13 protein-coding genes and 2 rRNA genes (1 of these 15 running past the window's edge) are annotated in these 18,033 nt (G+C 46.0%); all 15 read right to left on the bottom strand.

Annotation, left to right across the window (positions count from 1 at the left end; translation table 11 throughout):
- Positions 1 to 12: 12 nt before the first annotated feature.
- The gene (locus tag NYR53_RS03330; protein WP_261303916.1) at positions 13 to 1,230 is read right to left on the bottom strand and encodes a response regulator transcription factor; all 1,218 of its coding nucleotides are present in this window, start codon (positions 1,228 to 1,230) and stop codon (positions 13 to 15) included.
- The gene (locus NYR53_RS03325; protein WP_437180127.1) at positions 1,227 to 3,131 is read right to left on the bottom strand and encodes a cache domain-containing sensor histidine kinase; all 1,905 of its coding nucleotides are present in this window, start codon (positions 3,129 to 3,131) and stop codon (positions 1,227 to 1,229) included. Before NYR53_RS03325 ends, NYR53_RS03330 begins: the two co-directional genes overlap by 4 nt.
- Complete coding sequence (locus NYR53_RS03320; protein ID WP_261303915.1) at positions 3,121 to 4,137, bottom strand: substrate-binding domain-containing protein; 1,017 nt, start codon at positions 4,135 to 4,137, stop codon at positions 3,121 to 3,123. Before NYR53_RS03320 ends, NYR53_RS03325 begins: the two co-directional genes overlap by 11 nt.
- 42 nt (positions 4,138 to 4,179) lie before the next feature.
- On the bottom strand, positions 4,180 to 5,901 hold the full coding sequence (locus NYR53_RS03315) for a methyl-accepting chemotaxis protein (protein WP_261303914.1): 1,722 nt from the start codon (positions 5,899 to 5,901) through the stop codon (positions 4,180 to 4,182).
- 104 nt (positions 5,902 to 6,005) lie between these two features.
- Positions 6,006 to 7,169, bottom strand: coding sequence for a multiple monosaccharide ABC transporter permease (mmsB, locus tag NYR53_RS03310; RefSeq protein ID WP_261303913.1), 1,164 nt, complete (start codon positions 7,167 to 7,169; stop codon positions 6,006 to 6,008).
- The gene (gene mmsA / locus NYR53_RS03305) at positions 7,153 to 8,703 is read right to left on the bottom strand and encodes a multiple monosaccharide ABC transporter ATP-binding protein (protein ID WP_261303912.1); all 1,551 of its coding nucleotides are present in this window, start codon (positions 8,701 to 8,703) and stop codon (positions 7,153 to 7,155) included. Before mmsA ends, mmsB begins: the two co-directional genes overlap by 17 nt.
- A 90-nt stretch (positions 8,704 to 8,793) precedes the next feature.
- Positions 8,794 to 9,924: a multiple monosaccharide ABC transporter substrate-binding protein gene (gene chvE, locus NYR53_RS03300; protein WP_261303911.1), complete on the bottom strand. Its 1,131-nt coding sequence runs from the start codon at positions 9,922 to 9,924 to the stop codon at positions 8,794 to 8,796.
- Between the two features lie 188 nt (positions 9,925 to 10,112).
- Complete coding sequence (locus NYR53_RS03295) at positions 10,113 to 10,601, bottom strand: nucleoside deaminase (protein ID WP_261303910.1); 489 nt, start codon at positions 10,599 to 10,601, stop codon at positions 10,113 to 10,115.
- A gap of 25 nt (positions 10,602 to 10,626) precedes the next feature.
- Positions 10,627 to 11,535 carry an ABC transporter permease gene (locus NYR53_RS03290; RefSeq protein WP_437180159.1) on the bottom strand — a complete coding sequence of 303 codons (909 nt, stop codon included), beginning with the start codon at positions 11,533 to 11,535 and terminating at the stop codon, positions 10,627 to 10,629.
- Positions 11,536 to 11,613: 78 nt separating this feature from the next.
- The gene (locus NYR53_RS03285; RefSeq protein WP_261303908.1) at positions 11,614 to 12,735 is read right to left on the bottom strand and encodes an ABC transporter permease; all 1,122 of its coding nucleotides are present in this window, start codon (positions 12,733 to 12,735) and stop codon (positions 11,614 to 11,616) included.
- Complete coding sequence (locus NYR53_RS03280; RefSeq protein ID WP_261306266.1) at positions 12,732 to 14,237, bottom strand: ABC transporter ATP-binding protein; 1,506 nt, start codon at positions 14,235 to 14,237, stop codon at positions 12,732 to 12,734. The genes NYR53_RS03285 and NYR53_RS03280 overlap by 4 nt, the downstream gene beginning before the upstream one ends.
- Positions 14,238 to 14,593: 356 nt before the next feature.
- Positions 14,594 to 15,127 carry a chromate efflux transporter ChrA gene (gene chrA / locus NYR53_RS03275; RefSeq protein ID WP_261303907.1) on the bottom strand — a complete coding sequence of 178 codons (534 nt, stop codon included), beginning with the start codon at positions 15,125 to 15,127 and terminating at the stop codon, positions 14,594 to 14,596.
- Positions 15,124 to 15,717, bottom strand: coding sequence for a chromate efflux transporter ChrB (gene chrB / locus NYR53_RS03270; protein ID WP_437180158.1), 594 nt, complete (start codon positions 15,715 to 15,717; stop codon positions 15,124 to 15,126). Before chrB ends, chrA begins: the two co-directional genes overlap by 4 nt.
- A gap of 288 nt (positions 15,718 to 16,005) precedes the next feature.
- Positions 16,006 to 16,122 (bottom strand): 5S ribosomal RNA (gene rrf, locus NYR53_RS03265).
- A gap of 67 nt (positions 16,123 to 16,189) precedes the next feature.
- A 23S ribosomal RNA gene (locus NYR53_RS03260) occupies positions 16,190 to 18,033 on the bottom strand (it continues 1,072 nt past the right edge of the window).

The following is an 18,033-nucleotide window of genomic DNA, read 5'->3' as shown; positions in this document are numbered from 1 at the left end:
ATGACTCGTCGATTACGACTGCATGGTTCCTTCTTTGCGGTACTGATTTGGCGCTATGCCTACTACTTTTTTAAAGGCTGTACTGAAGTAATGCTGGGAGTCATAGCCTACTTTTTCGGAAATCTCAATAATCGTCATATCCGTTGTGCTCAAGTAATGAATCGCGTGTTTAATCCGCGTATGAGTAAGCAAATTCACAAAAGGGATACCTAATTCTTGTTTAAAAATTCTTCCCAAATACACAGGGGAAACCTTCATTTCATTGGCGATCATTTCCAGTGTTATTTCCGGGTTGCTATATCTCTGCGCAATAAAATCCTTCGCCAAACGAACAAAAGGAGACAGATGGGCTTCTTTATATAAGGAAGTTCTCGCTTGCTGGTACACGTTAGAAACACCTGTAACACCTTCTATGCCCGTCAGGAACTGAGAAGCTATGGTTATTTTCAAATACGTTTGCACAGCTGCATCCATGTTCTCGATCGCATCGGCCGGTACTGGTTCCCATAATAGTACAACCAGCATCCCCAAATGGTCTCGAAATTTGACCAGCGTGTAGGGAGATAGCAGCTCTTCAACGATATTCTCAATCGCAAACAAGATCAACTGACGGTCTCTTTCTGATAAAAGCTCCTTGCCTTTTGAATTCCCGGACCATTGAATAACGCCTAGCGTACTCGGCGCTCGATCGGGCATCTTAAGAAACGCAAGCTGCTCTCGAATCTCAACCTCACTAAGTACCCCATCCATCCATTCCAGACAGAAACGTTCTCTTAATAGCGAGAAGTTCCTTTCAATCTGTTTAGAAGCCATTTGCAAATGCTCTTCTTTCTCCAAAGAAGATGCCATTTGCTTGGTTATTTTCGTTAAAACATCGGCAAGCTGCGCGGGATTCACCGGTTTGAGGATATAATCATCGACATCCAAGCGAATGGCTGCTTGTGCATAGGTAAACTCATCATGTCCGGTTATGATGATGATCTTGCAATCCGGCAGCTCCTCACGCACATGTTTGATCAATGACATACCGTTCATGATGGGCATATTGAGATCAACAAGCAGGATATGAACACTATGCTTACGTGCCAGCTCTAAGGCCTCTTCACCGTCTTCAGCCTCTGCCACAACCTCCAGACCAAGCTGCTGCCAATTCACTGAACTTAGTATACCTTCGCGAATGATCGATTCATCATCTGCAATCAATACTTTCCAGGGCGAACCTACGATCATACGGGCACCTCTCTTTTTAACACAGGATGTGTAATCGTTACGGTTGTTCCCTCTCCTTTTTTGCTTTCTATGGATACACCGTAAGCATCTCCGAAGCTAATCACAATTCGTTCATGTACATTCGTTAATCCATACCCCTCACCCGATGGAGGATTTGTTACTATAAAGGACGATTCCTGCTCGCTTACAGGAGGCGCATCCTGCTTATATTCATTTACAACCGGATTCGATTTAGAAGCAGCCGCTTCTAACGTTCGTCTTAAACGTTCCAGCTTTTCATCGGACATACCAGCTCCATTGTCGCTAATGGTAATGACCACTTTTTCATTCTCATTCCAAGCGTTTATGTCGATATTACCAGGTCCGCGGCGCTCTTTAATCCCATGATAGATGGCATTCTCGACAATCGGTTGAAGAATTAACTTAAGCACATAAAGCTGATGGAGCGAAGGGTCAACGTTAATGGAATAATTCAATTTTTCCTTGTACCTTGTTTTTTGAATGATGAGATAGCTCTTCACGTGCTCGAATTCTTCCATAAGCGTAATGACTTCATTCCCCTTGCTAAGACCTATGCGAAAAAGCCTAGATAGGGAATCGACTACTTCTGTCACTTCGTGCGCGCCGCTTTTACGAGCTAACCATAGAATCGTATCGAGTGTGTTGTATAAAAAATGCGGTTTAATTTGCGCTTGCAGACTTCGCAGTTCCGCTTCCCTCTTTTGCCGCTGCTCCTTTTCGACCAAACCGATCAGTTTCGTAATTTGCATCAGCATATGATTGAAGCTTCGTCCCAGCATGCCGACTTCATCCGTTCTTTCATCCTTGAAGCGAATAGACAGATTGCCGTCTTCTGCTCTCCTCATGAATGACGTTAGCTGCCAAATGGGGAAAGAGATGGTATAGGATAAATAATAGGAAGCCGCAATCCCGAGCAAGCATACAACGAAAACAAACATGATTAAATATAAGCGGATTTCTCTGACCTCTCGGACCGTCTCTTGCGTTGAAAATACACCCACCGTCGTCCAATTCGTAAAGGCCGATTTCCGATATATGAACTGCATATAAGTGCCATCGATCGTTTTAGAAAAAGTGCCCGAAGGATTCTCGTCCATCCAACTTCGCTGAAACTTGCTCACAAGAGGATGCTCTGGTGTATAGATGCTTTCGCCTTTATCGTCGATAACCATCAAGTAGCCCGATTTCCCTAGGCTTACGTCCTGTACGGTTTCTGCGATGACTCTAAGCTTTAAATCAATTAGGATGACACCTTTGACTGCTTGGGTTTCGGGATCCAGAATCGCTCTGACCACGGAGACAATATCCTCATCCTTGTAGTCAACGTGTGTGGTGACATTTCTTCCCGAGGGATGACCAACGATGCTGAATATCCCCTTTTGATCCACGGCTTCCTTGTACCAACTTTCTTCGGTTAGGCTCCGAGAAGTTCGGGCATACATTTCGTTACTGATGTAATCCCCCTTCGCATTCACCACCAGGATACCCGCCACTTCCGAGTATAGGGTTGTAAATCCTTGAAGGAATATCCGCATATCGTAGGCTTCCGATGGTTGAATGGCTGGCTCCCCACTTAGAAACCTCTTAACTTGTGGGTTAAAGGAAGTGAAATAGGTAATATTCTGCAAATTCCCCGCATACGCTTCAAGCGATTTATTCACATTGCCGATTAGTTGAGACGTATGCTCATTAACCTGTTTGTCAATAATGCGATCGGTCGCTAACGCGATCAGAATACCCAGACAAATAGCAGGCAAAATGCTAATTAGTAAGAAGTGCATGATTAACTTATAACGGATTGGCCAGTTATTTAGTGTAATCCATTTGAACATCTTCATGCGCTTCACCTCATCATTTGCCTCTAAGCTGTCATTTGGCATAATAGATATCGACATTTTCTTTCGTCACGATTGTAATTCCTGTATCCACATAGGTGGGAACAAGCGGTTCCTTGGCATTCTGCAGGGGTAAATGCGATTTCTGAGCTTCCTTTTGAAGATGGAGTAAATGCATAAGCGACCAATACCCCATATTCCAGGTACCCTGTGCAAGCGTTGCTGAAATCGTCTCGTTCTTCACCATATCGAGTGTCCCTTTATCCGTATCAAACCCAATAATTTTCACTTGTGAAAGCAATTTCAAGCTTTTCACCGCATTACCTACACCCACACCGCCATTGGCCTCTGTAGCAAATATACCGTTCAAATCCGGATGATCCTTGAGAACTTTAGCCGCAATCCGTTCGGATGCCAATTGATCCCCCTTACCATCCTCTATCGCTATAATTTGTAGATTTGGGTAGCTGCTTCGGATTGTATCTTGAAATCCAGCCATTCGATCCTGATGATTTAGTTGATTAGGCAGCGTAATAATCGCAAGCTTTCCATTGGTCCCGGTCAACTCAGCCATTTTGTGAGCCGCGCTTACGCCAGCGTTATAATTATTCGTTCCCAGAAAAGAGTAAGCTTTACTCTTAGGTGCGCCAGAATCGAATAATACGACAGGGATGCCCGCTTCAACGGCTTTATTAATGGTCACAACGAGTGCGTTCGGATTGATCGCCGAGACTGCAATTCCTGCCGGCTTCTTGGCGATTACTTGCTCCAAAACCGTTATCTCTTCGTACACATCGTACTGTGTAGCACCTCGATACTCGACGGAAACATTCAATGCCTTCGCGGCATCCTCGAAGCCTTTTAGACAACTTTTCCAATAATCAATGCCGGACTGGAAGTTGACCATGACATACTTCTCTTCGATGTTTCCTTGGAGACCGCGATTCATTTGCTTAAGCGACTGATCCGTAGACTCGCGGTATTGATAAAAATAAAGGAAAAGCAAAAAAGTTGCGATCAGTATCGCATACACCATCAACAGCTTTTTCATACTTGTTCCTCCTATAACCTTTTGCACGAACGTAGATGGGCTCTATATGTCATTCGATCTTAATTGAAATTTACCGATTAATTCATCTAGTTCTTCCGCCATCCCGCTTAAAACGTTGGCTGAAGAAACGATTTCTTCCATGCTCGCATATTGCTCTTCCATGTTTACGGACACTTCTTTCGTTCCCGAAGCCGTATGCTTGGCCACTCCTTCTATCGAACGAAGAACTTCTAGAGCTGTTTGCGATTTCTCAGAAATGTCAGAGGATTGCAGGGATACTTGACTTATTTGCGCGCTAACCTCTTCGATTTCTTTTTTTATTCGTTCAAACGCCACGTTCGCTTCATTGACAACTGAAATCCCTGTGTTCACTTCTTGTGAACCCGCCTCACAGGAATGTGCGACCTCACTCATTTCCTCTTGAATCGCATTCACCAATCTCGCTACTCCATCTGCAGCTTCTGTTGTTTGCTTAGATAAATGACGAACTTCTTGAGCAACAACCGCAAAGCCCTTACCCGCTGCACCTGCTCTAGCCGCTTCAATCGAAGCATTAAGCGCTAGTAAATTGGTTTGCCTGGAAATATTAGCAATAAGATCATTCGCTGCTAGGACATGCATGACGTGCGTTCCTAAACGCCCTACCGATTCCGAAAGCACTTTCATTTTATAATAAATGGCGTTCATTTGGCTAATGGATAATTCGATAGAATCCGTCCCTCTACTTACAGCTGCCAGCGCGTTAGACGACGTTTCGTTCGTTAATCCCGTAATTGAGGCAATTTGCTGTACGGAATGATCCATCTGCGCAAGGAAAGAGACCCCCGTCATCATATGCTCTACCTGAGATTCGGAGCCTGCGGAAATCTCTTGCACAACCGTCGTAATTTGCTCCGACGCTTTGCTCAAATGCTCGGTGTTGCCGCTAAGCTCTTCTGCCGCTGCAGATACATGCTTCGCATGATAATCAACCTGGCTAATGATTTGAGACAAATTGCCTTTCATTTGATTGAAAGCCTCCGCCAAATCATGAAGCTCATCGCGGCTGCGGACTCTGATATCTCGTCCCGTTAAATCACAAGAAGCTATATCTCTCGCCGCTTTAACAATCATCCGGAGAGGGACGATAATCATTCTGGACACCATCCATCCTATGGCTAAAGCGATCACTAAAGTCGTGATGCTTATCGCTATGAGTTTTTGGATGGTTTGATCTGTCATATTTCCATTTTCCACTTTCTTCAGTTCCATGATGTTCTTTTGCTTTTTCTGAATCTTTTCAGCAAGCTTGGTTAAATTTTGTGTAAGGGGGACGCTTCTTTGATAGCTGGATTTCGCCTTATCCAGATCATGCACCAATCCGGCAATCGTCTCGATCGACTCACTCATTACCTTATAATAAGTCTGATCTTCGGCATTCTCATCGATGCCCTTAACGTCCTGCACCAAAGTCGAAAGCTTCTGATTGCTTTCGAGAATAGCTTGTACTTTCTCTGGAGAAGGTTCAATGACATAGCTGGACATAAGGCTGTACTGCAATTGGGTTTGGTACTGGATATCAGAAACAAGCTGAAGAATCACCGCATGATGACTTAACAAATTCATATAGGATTGATTGATTTTTTTCAGAAAATAGTAGGATAATCCGCTCGTTACTGCGACCGATAAAGCGATAACCACGAAGGCTATCATAAGTTTTGAACGCAAGGAAAGAGAGAGCACCATGAAGGGCTTACTTCTTGGCCATGTCATACGTTTACTCATTCGTTAATCCCCCAATCCGTATGTGTAAGCCGCAAATAAGACCCTCCCATTCAGGAAAGTCTTATTGGATCCTTTATTACTCATTTTACCTAGTCATCATCTGACTAAGCAGTTTTAGATTTGTTGTAAATATCAAAACCTACCGCAAATAACAGCACCAATCCCTTGATACCCTGCTGCCAGTCAATACCTAGACCGACTAAGGACATCCCATTGTTCATAACACCCATCACAAGTCCGCCGATGATAGCACCAATAACCGTACCAATACCACCAGTCGCGGAAGCACCGCCAATGAAGCACGCAGCGATGGCATCCAGCTCAAAGTTTACACCTGCTTTAGGTGTAGCCGCATTTAACCTTGCCGCAAATACGAGACCGGATAGCGCCGCCATGACTCCCATATTTACGAACACCCAGAAGGTCACATGCTTCGTTTTGATGCCTGATAATTTGGCCGCTTTTTCACTGCCGCCAAGCGCATAAATATGGCGTCCCATGACCGTTTTATTCATAACAAAAGAGTAAATAACAACGAGCACAAACAAAAGAATCAAAATGTTAGGAATACCCTCATAAGTAGCCAGCACATACGTGAAAACGTTAATGATCAGGACCATGACGGCAATTTTAGCAATCAACCATCCCATCGGCATAACATCAAAGTCATATTTGACTTGGTTCTTTCTTTTTCGAAGTTCACTCCACACCAAAATAAGGGATAATACAACTCCGATGATCAGTGTAGTGTTATGCATTGCACTTCCATTTAATACATCAGGAATAAAGCCAGAGCTGATTTTCTGAAAAGCCTTCGGGAATGGCGCGATCGACATCCCTTTCAAGACGATCATCGTCAACCCTCGGAAGAGGAGCATTCCCGCCAGCGTAACGATAAAAGATGGAATTCGCACATAAGCGACCCAAAATCCCTGCCACGCCCCTACCAATGCTCCAATAAGCAAAGAAATGATAATCGCTAAGACAAAAGGCATTTTCATATCGACCATCAGAACGGCTGACACAGCCCCTACAAAAGCAGCTACAGATCCTACAGATAAGTCAATATTTCCAGTAATAATGACCAATAACATGCCTATCGCCAACACCAAAATGTAACTGTTTTGCAAAATCAAGTTCGTTACATTCAGAGATTTTAACAGAACCCCATCCGTCATAATTTGAAAAAATACCGTAATTAAGACTAGTGCAATAATCATGCCGTATTGACGGATGTTGCTTTTAAACATTTTACTCAGTGTTTCCATGCATGTGTCCCCCTGCCCTCGTTATGCACTTCATGATTGCTTCCTGTGAAGCTTCCTCTTTACTTAATTCGCCAACCATTTTCCCCTCATTCATCACGTAAACACGGTCACACATACCCAGAATTTCAGGAAGCTCCGAGGAAATAAGCAGGATGCCTTTGCCCTCCATTGCTAATTGATTGATGATCGTATAAATTTCATATTTAGCCCCTACATCAATACCCCGTGTTGGCTCATCAAGAATGAGAATATCCGGCTCTGAAAAGATCCATTTGCTTAAAACAACCTTCTGCTGATTACCGCCGCTTAAATTCCCTGTTTTCTGTAAAATGCTCGGCGTTTTAATATTCATCTTTTTGCGGAAGCTTTCCGCATGGACAATCTCTTCATTCTCATTGACGACCTTATTTTTCGAAATCTTATCCAATCTGGCCATCGTTATGTTTCTTTTAATATCGTCAATTAAGATTAATCCATAGTTCTTGCGGTCTTCCGTCACATAAGCAACACCATGATGAATGGCCTTATCAATCGTCGGCAGGTGAATTTCCTTGCCATCTTTATATAAATGACCGCTGATTTTCTTCCCATAGGATTTGCCGAAAATGCTCATCGCCAGTTCCGTTCTACCTGCTCCCATTAACCCGGCAATACCAACAATTTCACCTTTACGAATGTTCAAATTGACTTGATCGATGACTTTACGATTGTCTTGCAGCGGGTGATAGACATTCCAATCCTTTACTTCAAACAGCGTCTGGCCGATTCGCGGCTCCCTGATGGGATAACGATGTGTTAAATCCCGGCCTACCATGCCTTTAATAATGCGGTCTTCGGTAATTTGGTCTTTTCTCATATCCAACGTTTCTATGGTTTGACCATCCCTAAGAATGGTAATGGAATCCGCCACCTTAGAAATTTCATTTAATTTGTGGGAAATCAGAATCGAAGAGATTCCTTGTTTTTTAAATTCCAACAATAAATTCAGCAAATTATCGCTATCCTCTTCGTTCAAGGCCGCTGTAGGTTCATCCAAGATCAGCAGTTTCACCTTTTTAGATAGCGCTTTTGCGATTTCCACCAACTGCTGCTTGCCGACACCAATATTGATCGTCAGTGTCGTAGGCTGCTCGCTTAATCCAACCTTTTGCAGTAATTCTCTTGTCTTCACAATCGTATCGTTCCAATTGATAATCCCTCGCGAAGCTTGTTCATTTCCCAAAAAGATATTCTCTGCAATCGATAAATAGGGAATCAGCGCTAATTCTTGGTGAATGATGACGATCCCCAGATTTTCACTTTGTTTGATATCCTTGAATTCACAAACTTGACCCTTGAATAGAATGTCGCCGTCATAAGATCCGTGTGGATATACGCCGCTTAAAACTTTCATAAGCGTGGACTTGCCTGCGCCATTCTCACCAAGCAGAGCGTGAATCTCACCTTCTTGAACGCGTAAATTCACATTACTGAGCGCTTTTACACCCGGAAATGTTTTCGTAATATTTTTCATTTCCAATATGGCATCCGACATGCGATCACCAAGCCTTCCATGTAATAAATGATCTAGCGATAGTCTTACTCAGCTATCACTAGATCATTTAGGCAGTTCCTAGGTTGATAATTATTTACCTAATTTATCTTTTGTGTAGTAGCCGCTGCCTACCAAAATCGATTCATAGTTGGATACATCTACGGATACTGGCTCAAGCAGGTAAGAAGGAACAACTTTAACGCCATTGTTATATGTTTTTGTATCGTTCACTTCAGGTTTAGTTCCTTTTAGAACACTGTCTGCAATTGCAACCGCTTTTTTAGCTAACTCACGAGTATCCTTAAATACCGTTTGTGTTTGTTCCCCAGAAATGATCGATTTGACGGACGCTAGCTCTGCATCTTGCCCCGTAATAACTGGCAGCGCCTTGCCTGCAGTCCCATAACCTACACCTTTTAAGGAAGATAGGATTCCGATACTGATGCCATCATAAGGAGACAATACCGCATCCACTTTGTCAGAAGCATAGTTTTTGCTTAACAGATTATCCATTCTGGATTGGGCAACCGAACCATCCCATCTTAATGTAGCTACTTGCTCGAACCCTGTTTGCTTGCTCTTCACCACTAATTTACCGGAATCCAGGTAAGGCTTCAGCACAGAAATAGCTCCATCAAAGAAGAAATGCGCATTGTTATCATCAGGTGATCCAGCGAAAAGCTCAATATTGAATGGGCCTTTGCCATCTTTCAAACCTAGCTTTTTCTCGATATAGGAAGCTTGCAGTACGCCTACCTTGAAATTATCGAAAGTCGCATAGTAGCTGACAAACTCACTCTTTTTAATCAAACGATCGTACGCGATAACTTCAATCTTGGCATCATGCGCTTTCTTCAGAACGTCTGTCAAAGATTCTCCGTCAATTGGTGCGATAACGAGGAGATTAACACCTTTGGTAATCATATTTTCAATTTGAGCCACTTGGTTCTCAATCACGTCTTCCGCATATTGCAGGTCAGTTTTATAACCTAACTTTTCAAATTCCTTCACCATGTTAGCTCCGTCGCTCACCCATCTTTCGGATGATTTCGTCGGCATCGAGATACCTACTTTACCTCCAGCTTTCGCATCCGTTTTGGCTGCTGCTGTCGGCGCCGCTGTGCTGGCCGCATCTTTTTGTTCTGTCGTTGCGGTTTTAGCCCCGCAAGCGGAAATCACCAACATCAAAGATAATAAAACAAAAGATAACATTTTTTTCATCTAAACTACCCCTCTCTTTGCCTCAGGTTCGTGTTTCATAGTCCTAAGTATAGGGCTGGAGTCACTCATCGTCTTTTCAAAAAAACAACTCATTTTTATAAATATTAAACATATTTAAACGCTTTCATCTTTGTGCCATACATAGAAAAGCCGCCAGGATATCATCCTGACGGCTTCCTTTACACGTTTTAAGACCAATATCCAGCATGTGCAGCTGCAGCTTCTATTTCTACCTCTGGGAAAGGACCGAGCACTTGAATCGGCTTATTCCCCCTGGCAAATACCTCACGACACGGTAGATCGAGTGTAGGATTTTGTTCATCATCACCCGTCAAAATAGCTAGCTGTTTTTCCGATATACCGTAGACGACACGCCCAACGTTCCCCCAATAAATCGATCCGGCACACATCGCGCAAGGTTCTGCGGACGTATACAAGGTGCACTCCCACAATTCTTTCTTGCTATATCGTTTGGAGGCTGCCTCCATCAAAGTTGTCTCCGCATGACCGGTGCAGTTCGACTCCGTTATCTCGATATTCCCCTGCTCCAGCAGAATCTCTCCATGAGGTCCAACCAATAGCGCGCCAAACGGGGTATTCCCCGATTCTCTGGCTAGCACAGATAGCTCTATACTTCTTCTCAAAAATGGAATATGCCTATCACGGTCCATTACCATGTACCTCCGCTCCTTGCGCTCAACATTAAAATCTTTGCTCCCGAATGTAGGGAACGCCTAGTGCTTCCGGTGCGCCCGAAGGCTTATTGCGATTACGCCAACCGAGGAACATCAGAACCAGAATGGTCACGATGTACGGTATCATTTTCAGAAAATAAGAAGGGATATGACTGCCAATAAGCTGCACACGGAACCCCAATGTATCCAACACCCCGAAGAAATAAGCGCACACCAAAGCACGAACCGGATTCCATCTCGCGAAAATAATGAGAGCCACCGCAATCCAACCGCGTCCAGAGGTCATGCCTTCATTCCACGTTGGCGTGTAAACAAGCAGCAAATCAGCCCCTCCAATTCCAATCAACATGGAACCGATAATGATACAAACATAGCGGATGGCAATAACGGGAATCCCCATTACGTCAGCTGTTGCCGGGTTATCCCCCACCGCTCTAAGATGCAGCCCCCATGATGTGCGATGAATGAATAGATGCATGACAATCACCAACAGAAAGCTAAACCAAGTGAAAAGATCCAAGTGCGCAAAAACCCTCCCAACAAACGGCACATTCTCCAGCCATGGCAAATCTAACTTCGGTACCGCTCCGGGTAATGGGATGCCGCTAACACGCTTTCCCAGGTAAGCGCTAAGACCTGCGCCGAATATCGTCATCGCCAAACCACTTACGACCTGATTAGCATGCAGGGTTACACAAAGAAATCCATGAAGCATACCCAAAAGACCACCCACTGCAAGTACACAGAGAAGGGTCAACGCCAAGCTTCCGGTTTGAATGAAGACAAGACAGGATGTCACTGCCCCCATCAACATAAGTCCTTCCGCACCTAGTTGCGTGATGCCGGATCTTTCGATAAGAATTCCACCCAATACAGCTAACAACAGCGGTGTACCGGAAGAGATAGCGGAAACCATTAATTGTGTGACGATATCCAAGACATTCCCTCCCTTTTCAGCATGATTCCAACCAAAGCTTACCCATCAGCTCACCTATCACCGATTGCGGCGAAGGCGGATTTTCCCAGCCATACCGCCTGCAATGAGAAAAAATAGGATAGCCCCTTGAATCATAGAAGAAGTCGATGAAGGAAGACCGATCGTCTGCACACTGTATCCTCCCACTATGAGCCCTCCGAACAGTACCGATGATATCACTAGCCCTAACGGATTCAGCTTTGCAAGCCAAGCCACAATAATAGCTGTGTACCCATATCCCGGCGAAATGCCATACATCAGTCGGTGCGCCACACCGGAAACTTCGCTCATTCCCGCTAGTCCAGCCACTCCGCCGCTAATGATCATAACTACGAGAACATGTCTGGAAATTCGAATTCCTGCGTTCCGCGCAGCTTCCGCATTCGCACCAATGAGTCGCAGCTCATAACCCCAACGCGTATATCGCATCAAAAAGGCATAGAGGAGCACGGCAATGATAGCAAAAACAATCCCGAAATGAAGTCGGGTAGCCCCAAAAGTAGGCAATGACTGCGCCGCGGTGAACATCGGAGTTCCTGGGAAGTTAAAGCCTTTCGGATCTTTCCAGGGACCGAATACCGCATAATTTAAAGCAAGAAGAGCCACATAATTCAACATTAAAGATGTAATTAGTTCATTAACTTGAAAATAGTTCCTAGGAATCGCCGTCAGCAATCCCCAGACCCCACCGGCTGCGATGCTCGCCACCACCATAGATGGAATCGAAATGTACATGGGCAGCTGCGGAAAATAAACCGTAACCGCGGTAGCCGCCATCGCTCCAGCCACGAACTGCCCCTCGGCACCGATATTCCATACCGAAATCCGGTACGCGATTGACACGCCAAGACCGCAAAGCAGCAGTGGAATTGCCTTCACCAGGGTCTCTGTAATGCCAAAGGAAGAACCAAAAGCACCTTTCAGCATTTTGGCATAGACCATAATCGGATTCATGCCATTCAAAGCAATAAAAATACCGCAGGCCACAAGCGCCAAGACGATGGATACGATCGTCACCCACCACGGACTCGCTGGCCCCGCAGGATCAATCTCAAAACGGTAAGGCAATCGGAAGCCAGCTTCTCGCTTAGGCGCTTTATTTTCTATCGGAATGATTCCCGCCGTTTGTTGTTCGCTCACCCTGCATCCTCCTCAGACCCAGCCATCAACATTCCGATATATTCACGGCTCGCTTCCTCTCGGGGAATATTACCCACGATGCGTCCGTCGTACATGACCAGTATTCGGTCAGCTAGCTGCAGCACCTCATCCAAATCTTCCGATATTAGGAGTACAGAACTTCCCTTGCTGCGCAATTCCTCTAGCAATTGGTGCACCCCCTCCGTGGCGCCCACATCAAGCCCCTGCGTTGGATGCACAGCTACCATCAGCTTCGGATCTTGATCAATTTCCCTGGCCAAAAGCAGCTTCTGCTGATTACCCCCAGACATATACTGAACAGGTGCATCAATCCCCGATGTCCTCACATCAAAGAGCTCAACAAGCTTCTGCGACCAGCTGCGATTCCTCCCATTACGAAGTAAACCGAATCGAGATCGCTCCGGAGAACGATACGTTTTGAAAAGCAGATTATCTACGGTGCCCAAACTACCCGCTAGACCGCTCTTCATGCGGTTTTCCGGCACATGGGCAATCCCCAGCTCAATAGCCGCTCGCACCGAACCGTTACGCAGGGCCTTTCCGCCAAAATGGACATCGCCTTGTTTCCAGGCACGAAGCCCTGTTAACACCTCGGCAAGTTCCTTTTGCCCGTTTCCGGATACCCCGGCAACACCAACAATTTCGCCTTCACACACTTGAAAATGAAGCCCATCCAGCACCTTGCGTCCATGATCCGCAACCACATTCAAACCACCCACGACAAGCATAGGCTTTCCTTTCGGTTTCTCTCTAACAACCGCACGGCTCTCTAGGCTCATCTTGCCGACCATCAGCTGCGCCAGGTCCCTCTCACTCGTTTCGGACTTCGCCATCGTTGCGATCATCTCGCCTTTGCGCATGACCGATATGCGATCCGCAGCAAACATGACCTCCTTGAGTTTATGCGTCGTCATAATGACGGTCTTCCCTTCATTCTTCATGCGATTCAGCGTCTCCAACAACTGATCGACCTCACCTGGCGTCAACACCGAGGTAGGTTCATCCAAAATAATGAAATCCGCTCCACGGTAGAGCGTCTTCACAATTTCAACACGCTGCTGTTCGCCGACCGACAGCTGCCAAATAGGCCGGTCCACCGGAAACGGTAGACCAAAGTGTTTCGAAATCGCCTCGATCTCCTCGGACTTTTTAGCGAGCCATCGTGGACCGCGCCAGAACGAAGACGACTCCCCAAGCACAATATTCTCCGCGGCCGTTAACGTTTGAACTAGTCGGAAATTTTGAAAGACCATACCCACACCTAGATTCATCGCATCCTTCGGCGAACGAATTCGCACCTTCTCACCATGGATGAGAATCTCTCCGCTTGATGGGCGATATACACCTGAGAGCATGCACATCATTGTGCTTTTACCGGCGCCGTTTTCACCTAACAACGCATGAATTTCTCCAGCTTTTGCCCGGAAATCAACATGATTATTAGCCACAACAGAACCAAACTGCTTGACGATCTGGTTCATCTCAACTGAATAACCCTCCGTTTTATGCAATGAGCCCCCTCCTTCTCGTCCTCTACACCCCTATATATTCAAAACAGCATCTCCCACTGCGGGATCTGCTGTTCCTTGAAACAATATGTTGGATATCGCATACTTTTAGAAGTCAATTGCTATGTATCTTTCCTCACTATACTGTCGAGCTAACTTGCACGTCAATTAACATGACATCAAATTTGGGTATCTAACGAAAATTGAACATTTATTTGTGCTCGTTGCCAAAGTTAGCGTTAAATTAACTTACATAAAATTCAAAAAGGAGCACTTGTTTTACGAAGTTGCCCCTTTAGCTATGCTATTCCTTTTAAATTACAAATAAATTACGAAAGAAATATACCACCATAAACGAAACCAGCCACAATCACAAACGCAGGGTGAATCTTCCTCTTTTGAATGAGATAGAAAGCTACTGCGGCAATACCAATAAACTGCAAATATCCTATCGTTTTCGTTGATTCCACCATGCTGCTCCAAGTGACCAACACCATCATGATCGCAATAACAGGTTGAACAAGCAGCGTCATTCCTTTGATAACCGGAGATTGTTTATACTTCTGCAAGATATTCAGCAAAATGATGAGTGCAATAATGGAAGGAACTACCGTTGCAGCCACGGCAATTAGAACACCGACCCAACCACCGATTTGAAAGCCCACATACGCGGCGATTTTAGTAGCAATCGGGCCAGGCAGCGCATTCCCAAGCGCTAACATGTTCGAGAATCCACTGCTGGTCATCCAAGCATGATTCGAAACAATCTCTTGATACATCAGCGGGATCGACGAAGGCCCCCCACCGTATCCGAACACATTAGCTAAAAAGAAGCTAACAAGTAAATGCCACCACTCACTCATACGCCCTCACCTTTACCAAGCTGCTTCTTGCTCTTACTCCACTTGTCCTTTAGCTTATGATGAAAAGCACCATATAGTAAAAACATAAAAATAACGATAGCCGGATGCACAGAAAAAGTCTGCAGCAGCAGGAATGAAATAACAAAAAATGTGAGACCTGCCGCCCAACCCAAGCCTTTAACCGCCTTCTCCCCGAACTCATACGCCATCACGCCTAACATCACCGCAACAATAGGCACAACCGCTGCAATCATGCCTTTAATCACTTGAGAGGTACTAAAGAAATTAATAAACGAATACAACCCCACCATGGCTACACAGGTAGGAACAATGTGAGCTAAAACACCAATCGCCGCTCCCCATCCCCCTTTGAGCCGATATCCTAAATAGCCCGCGAGCTTCGTCGCTATCGGTCCTGGAAGGGTATTAGCTATCGCCAGTACTTCCATGAATTCCTCATCCTTCATCCACTGAAATCGCGTCACCGCCTCGTACCGTATCAACGGCACAATCGACGGCCCACCACCATATCCCAATATCCCCGTCCGGAACATCGCCATACCTATCTGAACATAGGCATTCCCCACTATGTATCACTCCTGTCTCTGTAACACCATTTATAGGGAGCTTTGATCGTAGACCAAAGTCTCTCTACACAAAGTAAACTAAGCCTTATTGTAATATAAGTTGAAAGGAATCATTCGATTCTTTTCTCATCTTTGTAAAAATGACAAAGTTTCTTTAGTTTCTTGGGCCTTGGCTTGAATATTAGATAAAAGCGATAAGAGCCACGCTTTGATCTGGCATAGCACTTGTGCATTTGCTCGAAGAAACAGAAAAAAACCTTACTAGGATTTCTCCTTGTAAGGTTTTATTGTGCTTGGCAACGTTCTACTCTCCCAGAACCCTGCGGTTCAAGTACCATCGACGCTGGAGGGCTTAACGGTCGTGTTCGAGATGGGAACGCGTGGGTCCCCTCCGCCATCATCACCAAACAGTCAAAGCGTGGTTTGCGCCTTGAAAACTAGATACGAAACTTGCGTAAAGTAACACTCAGGGTTTGTGGTTAAGCCCTCGACCGATTAGTATTCGTCAGCTGCATGCATTGCTGCACTTCCACCTCGAACCTATCAACCTCGTCGTCTACAAGGGGTCTTACATACTGGGAAATCTCATCTTGAGGGGGGCTTCGCGCTTAGATGCTTTCAGCGCTTATCCCCTCCGTACATAGCTACCCAGCGATGCCTCTGGCGAGACAACTGGTACACCAGCGGTACGTCCATCCCGGTCCTCTCGTACTAAGGACAGCTCCTCTCAAATTTCCTACGCCCGCGACAGATAGGGACCGAACTGTCTCACGACGTTCTGAACCCAGCTCGCGTACCGCTTTAATGGGCGAACAGCCCAACCCTTGGGACCTACTTCAGCCCCAGGATGCGATGAGCCGACATCGAGGTGCCAAACCTCCCCGTCGATGTGGACTCTTGGGGGAGATAAGCCTGTTATCCCCAGGGTAGCTTTTATCCGTTGAGCGATGGCCCTTCCATTCGGTACCACCGGATCACTAAGTCCGACTTTCGTCCCTGCTCGACTTGTAGGTCTCGCAGTCAAGCTCCCTTATGCCTTTGCACTCTGCGAATGATTTCCAACCATTCTGAGGGAACCTTTAAACGCCTCCGTTACATTTTAGGAGGCGACCGCCCCAGTCAAACTGCCCACCTGACACTGTCCCCATACCGGATTACGGTACCAGGTTAGAACTCCGATACGATCAGGGTGGTATCCCAACGGCGCCTCCACCCAAGCTGGCGCTCAGGCTTCAAAGGCTCCCACCTATCCTGTACAGATCGTACCAAAGTCCAATATCAAGCTGCAGTAAAGCTCCATGGGGTCTTTCCGTCTTGTCGCGGGTAACCTGCATCTTCACAGGTATTAAAATTTCACCGGATCTCTCGTTGAGACAGCGCCCAAGTCGTTACGCCATTCGTGCGGGTCAGAATTTACCTGACAAGGAATTTCGCTACCTTAGGACCGTTATAGTTACGGCCGCCGTTTACTGGGGCTTCAATTCATAGCTTCGGGTTGCCCCTAACCACTCCTCTTAACCTTCCAGCACCGGGCAGGCGTCAGCCCGTATACTTCGCCTTGCGGCTTCGCACAGACCTGTGTTTTTGCTAAACAGTCGCTTGGGCCTTTTCACTGCGGCCCCCTCGGGCTATTCACCCTACCGAGGCACCCCTTCTCCCGAAGTTACGGGGTCATTTTGCCGAGTTCCTTAACGAGAGTTCTTCCGCGCGCCTTAGAATTCTCTTCTCACCCACCTGTGTCGGTTTGCGGTACGGGCACCTTCGCCTGGCTAGAAGCTTTTCTTGGCAGTGTGAACTCATGACCTTCGGTACTTAAAGTTTCCCTCCCCATCACAGCCCAGCCTTACGGTTAGCGGATTTGCCTACTAACCAGCCTCACTGCTTGGACGAGCATCCATCAGCTCGCGTCACTATCCTTCTGCGTCACTCCATCGCTCATAACGGCTACGGTGGTACAGGAATTTCCACCTGTTGTCCATCGACTACGCCTTTCGGCCTCGCCTTAGGTCCCGACTTACCCTGAGCGGACGAGCCTTCCTCAGGAACCCTTAGGTTTTCGGCGGATCAGATTCTCACTGATCTTTTCGTTACTTATACCGGCATTCTCACTTGTATGCGCTCCACCTGTCCTTACGGTCAGAATTCAACGTACATACAACGCTCCCCTACCCATGCACATACGTGCAAGCCATAGCTTCGGTGGCGTGTTTAGCCCCGTTACATTTTCGGCGCAGAGTCACTCGACCAGTGAGCTATTACGCACTCTTTCAATGGTGGCTGCTTCTAAGCCAACATCCTGGTTGTCTGTGCAACTCCACA

The sequence above is a fragment of the Paenibacillus andongensis genome, assembly GCF_025369935.1.
In the GTDB taxonomy this organism is placed as follows: Bacteria; Bacillota; Bacilli; order Paenibacillales; family NBRC-103111; genus Paenibacillus_E; species Paenibacillus_E andongensis.
The sequence above is the reverse complement of the archived record's forward strand: the minus strand, read 5'-3'. Positions and strand labels throughout refer to the sequence as shown.

Bases quoted from the DNA above. Each gene is read 5' to 3' on its own strand.
- NYR53_RS03295 (WP_261303910.1), bottom strand. From the start codon at position 10,601: ATGGTAATGGACCGTGATAGGCATATTCCATTTTTGAGAAGAAGTATA.
- NYR53_RS03315 (WP_261303914.1), bottom strand. From the start codon at position 5,901: ATGAGTAAACGTATGACATGGCCAAGAAGTAAGCCCTTCATGGTGCTC.
- NYR53_RS03325 (WP_437180127.1), bottom strand. From the start codon at position 3,131: ATGCCAAATGACAGCTTAGAGGCAAATGATGAGGTGAAGCGCATGAAG.
- NYR53_RS03290 (WP_437180159.1), bottom strand. From the start codon at position 11,535: ATGGTTTCCGCTATCTCTTCCGGTACACCGCTGTTGTTAGCTGTATTG.
- chrA (WP_261303907.1), bottom strand. From the start codon at position 15,127: ATGAGTGAGTGGTGGCATTTACTTGTTAGCTTCTTTTTAGCTAATGTG.
- mmsB (WP_261303913.1), bottom strand. From the start codon at position 7,169: ATGGAAACACTGAGTAAAATGTTTAAAAGCAACATCCGTCAATACGGC.
- NYR53_RS03280 (WP_261306266.1), bottom strand. From the start codon at position 14,237: ATGAACCAGATCGTCAAGCAGTTTGGTTCTGTTGTGGCTAATAATCAT.
- chvE (WP_261303911.1), bottom strand. From the start codon at position 9,924: ATGAAAAAAATGTTATCTTTTGTTTTATTATCTTTGATGTTGGTGATT.
- mmsA (WP_261303912.1), bottom strand. From the start codon at position 8,703: ATGTCGGATGCCATATTGGAAATGAAAAATATTACGAAAACATTTCCG.
- NYR53_RS03320 (WP_261303915.1), bottom strand. From the start codon at position 4,137: ATGAAAAAGCTGTTGATGGTGTATGCGATACTGATCGCAACTTTTTTG.
- NYR53_RS03330 (WP_261303916.1), bottom strand. From the start codon at position 1,230: ATGATCGTAGGTTCGCCCTGGAAAGTATTGATTGCAGATGATGAATCG.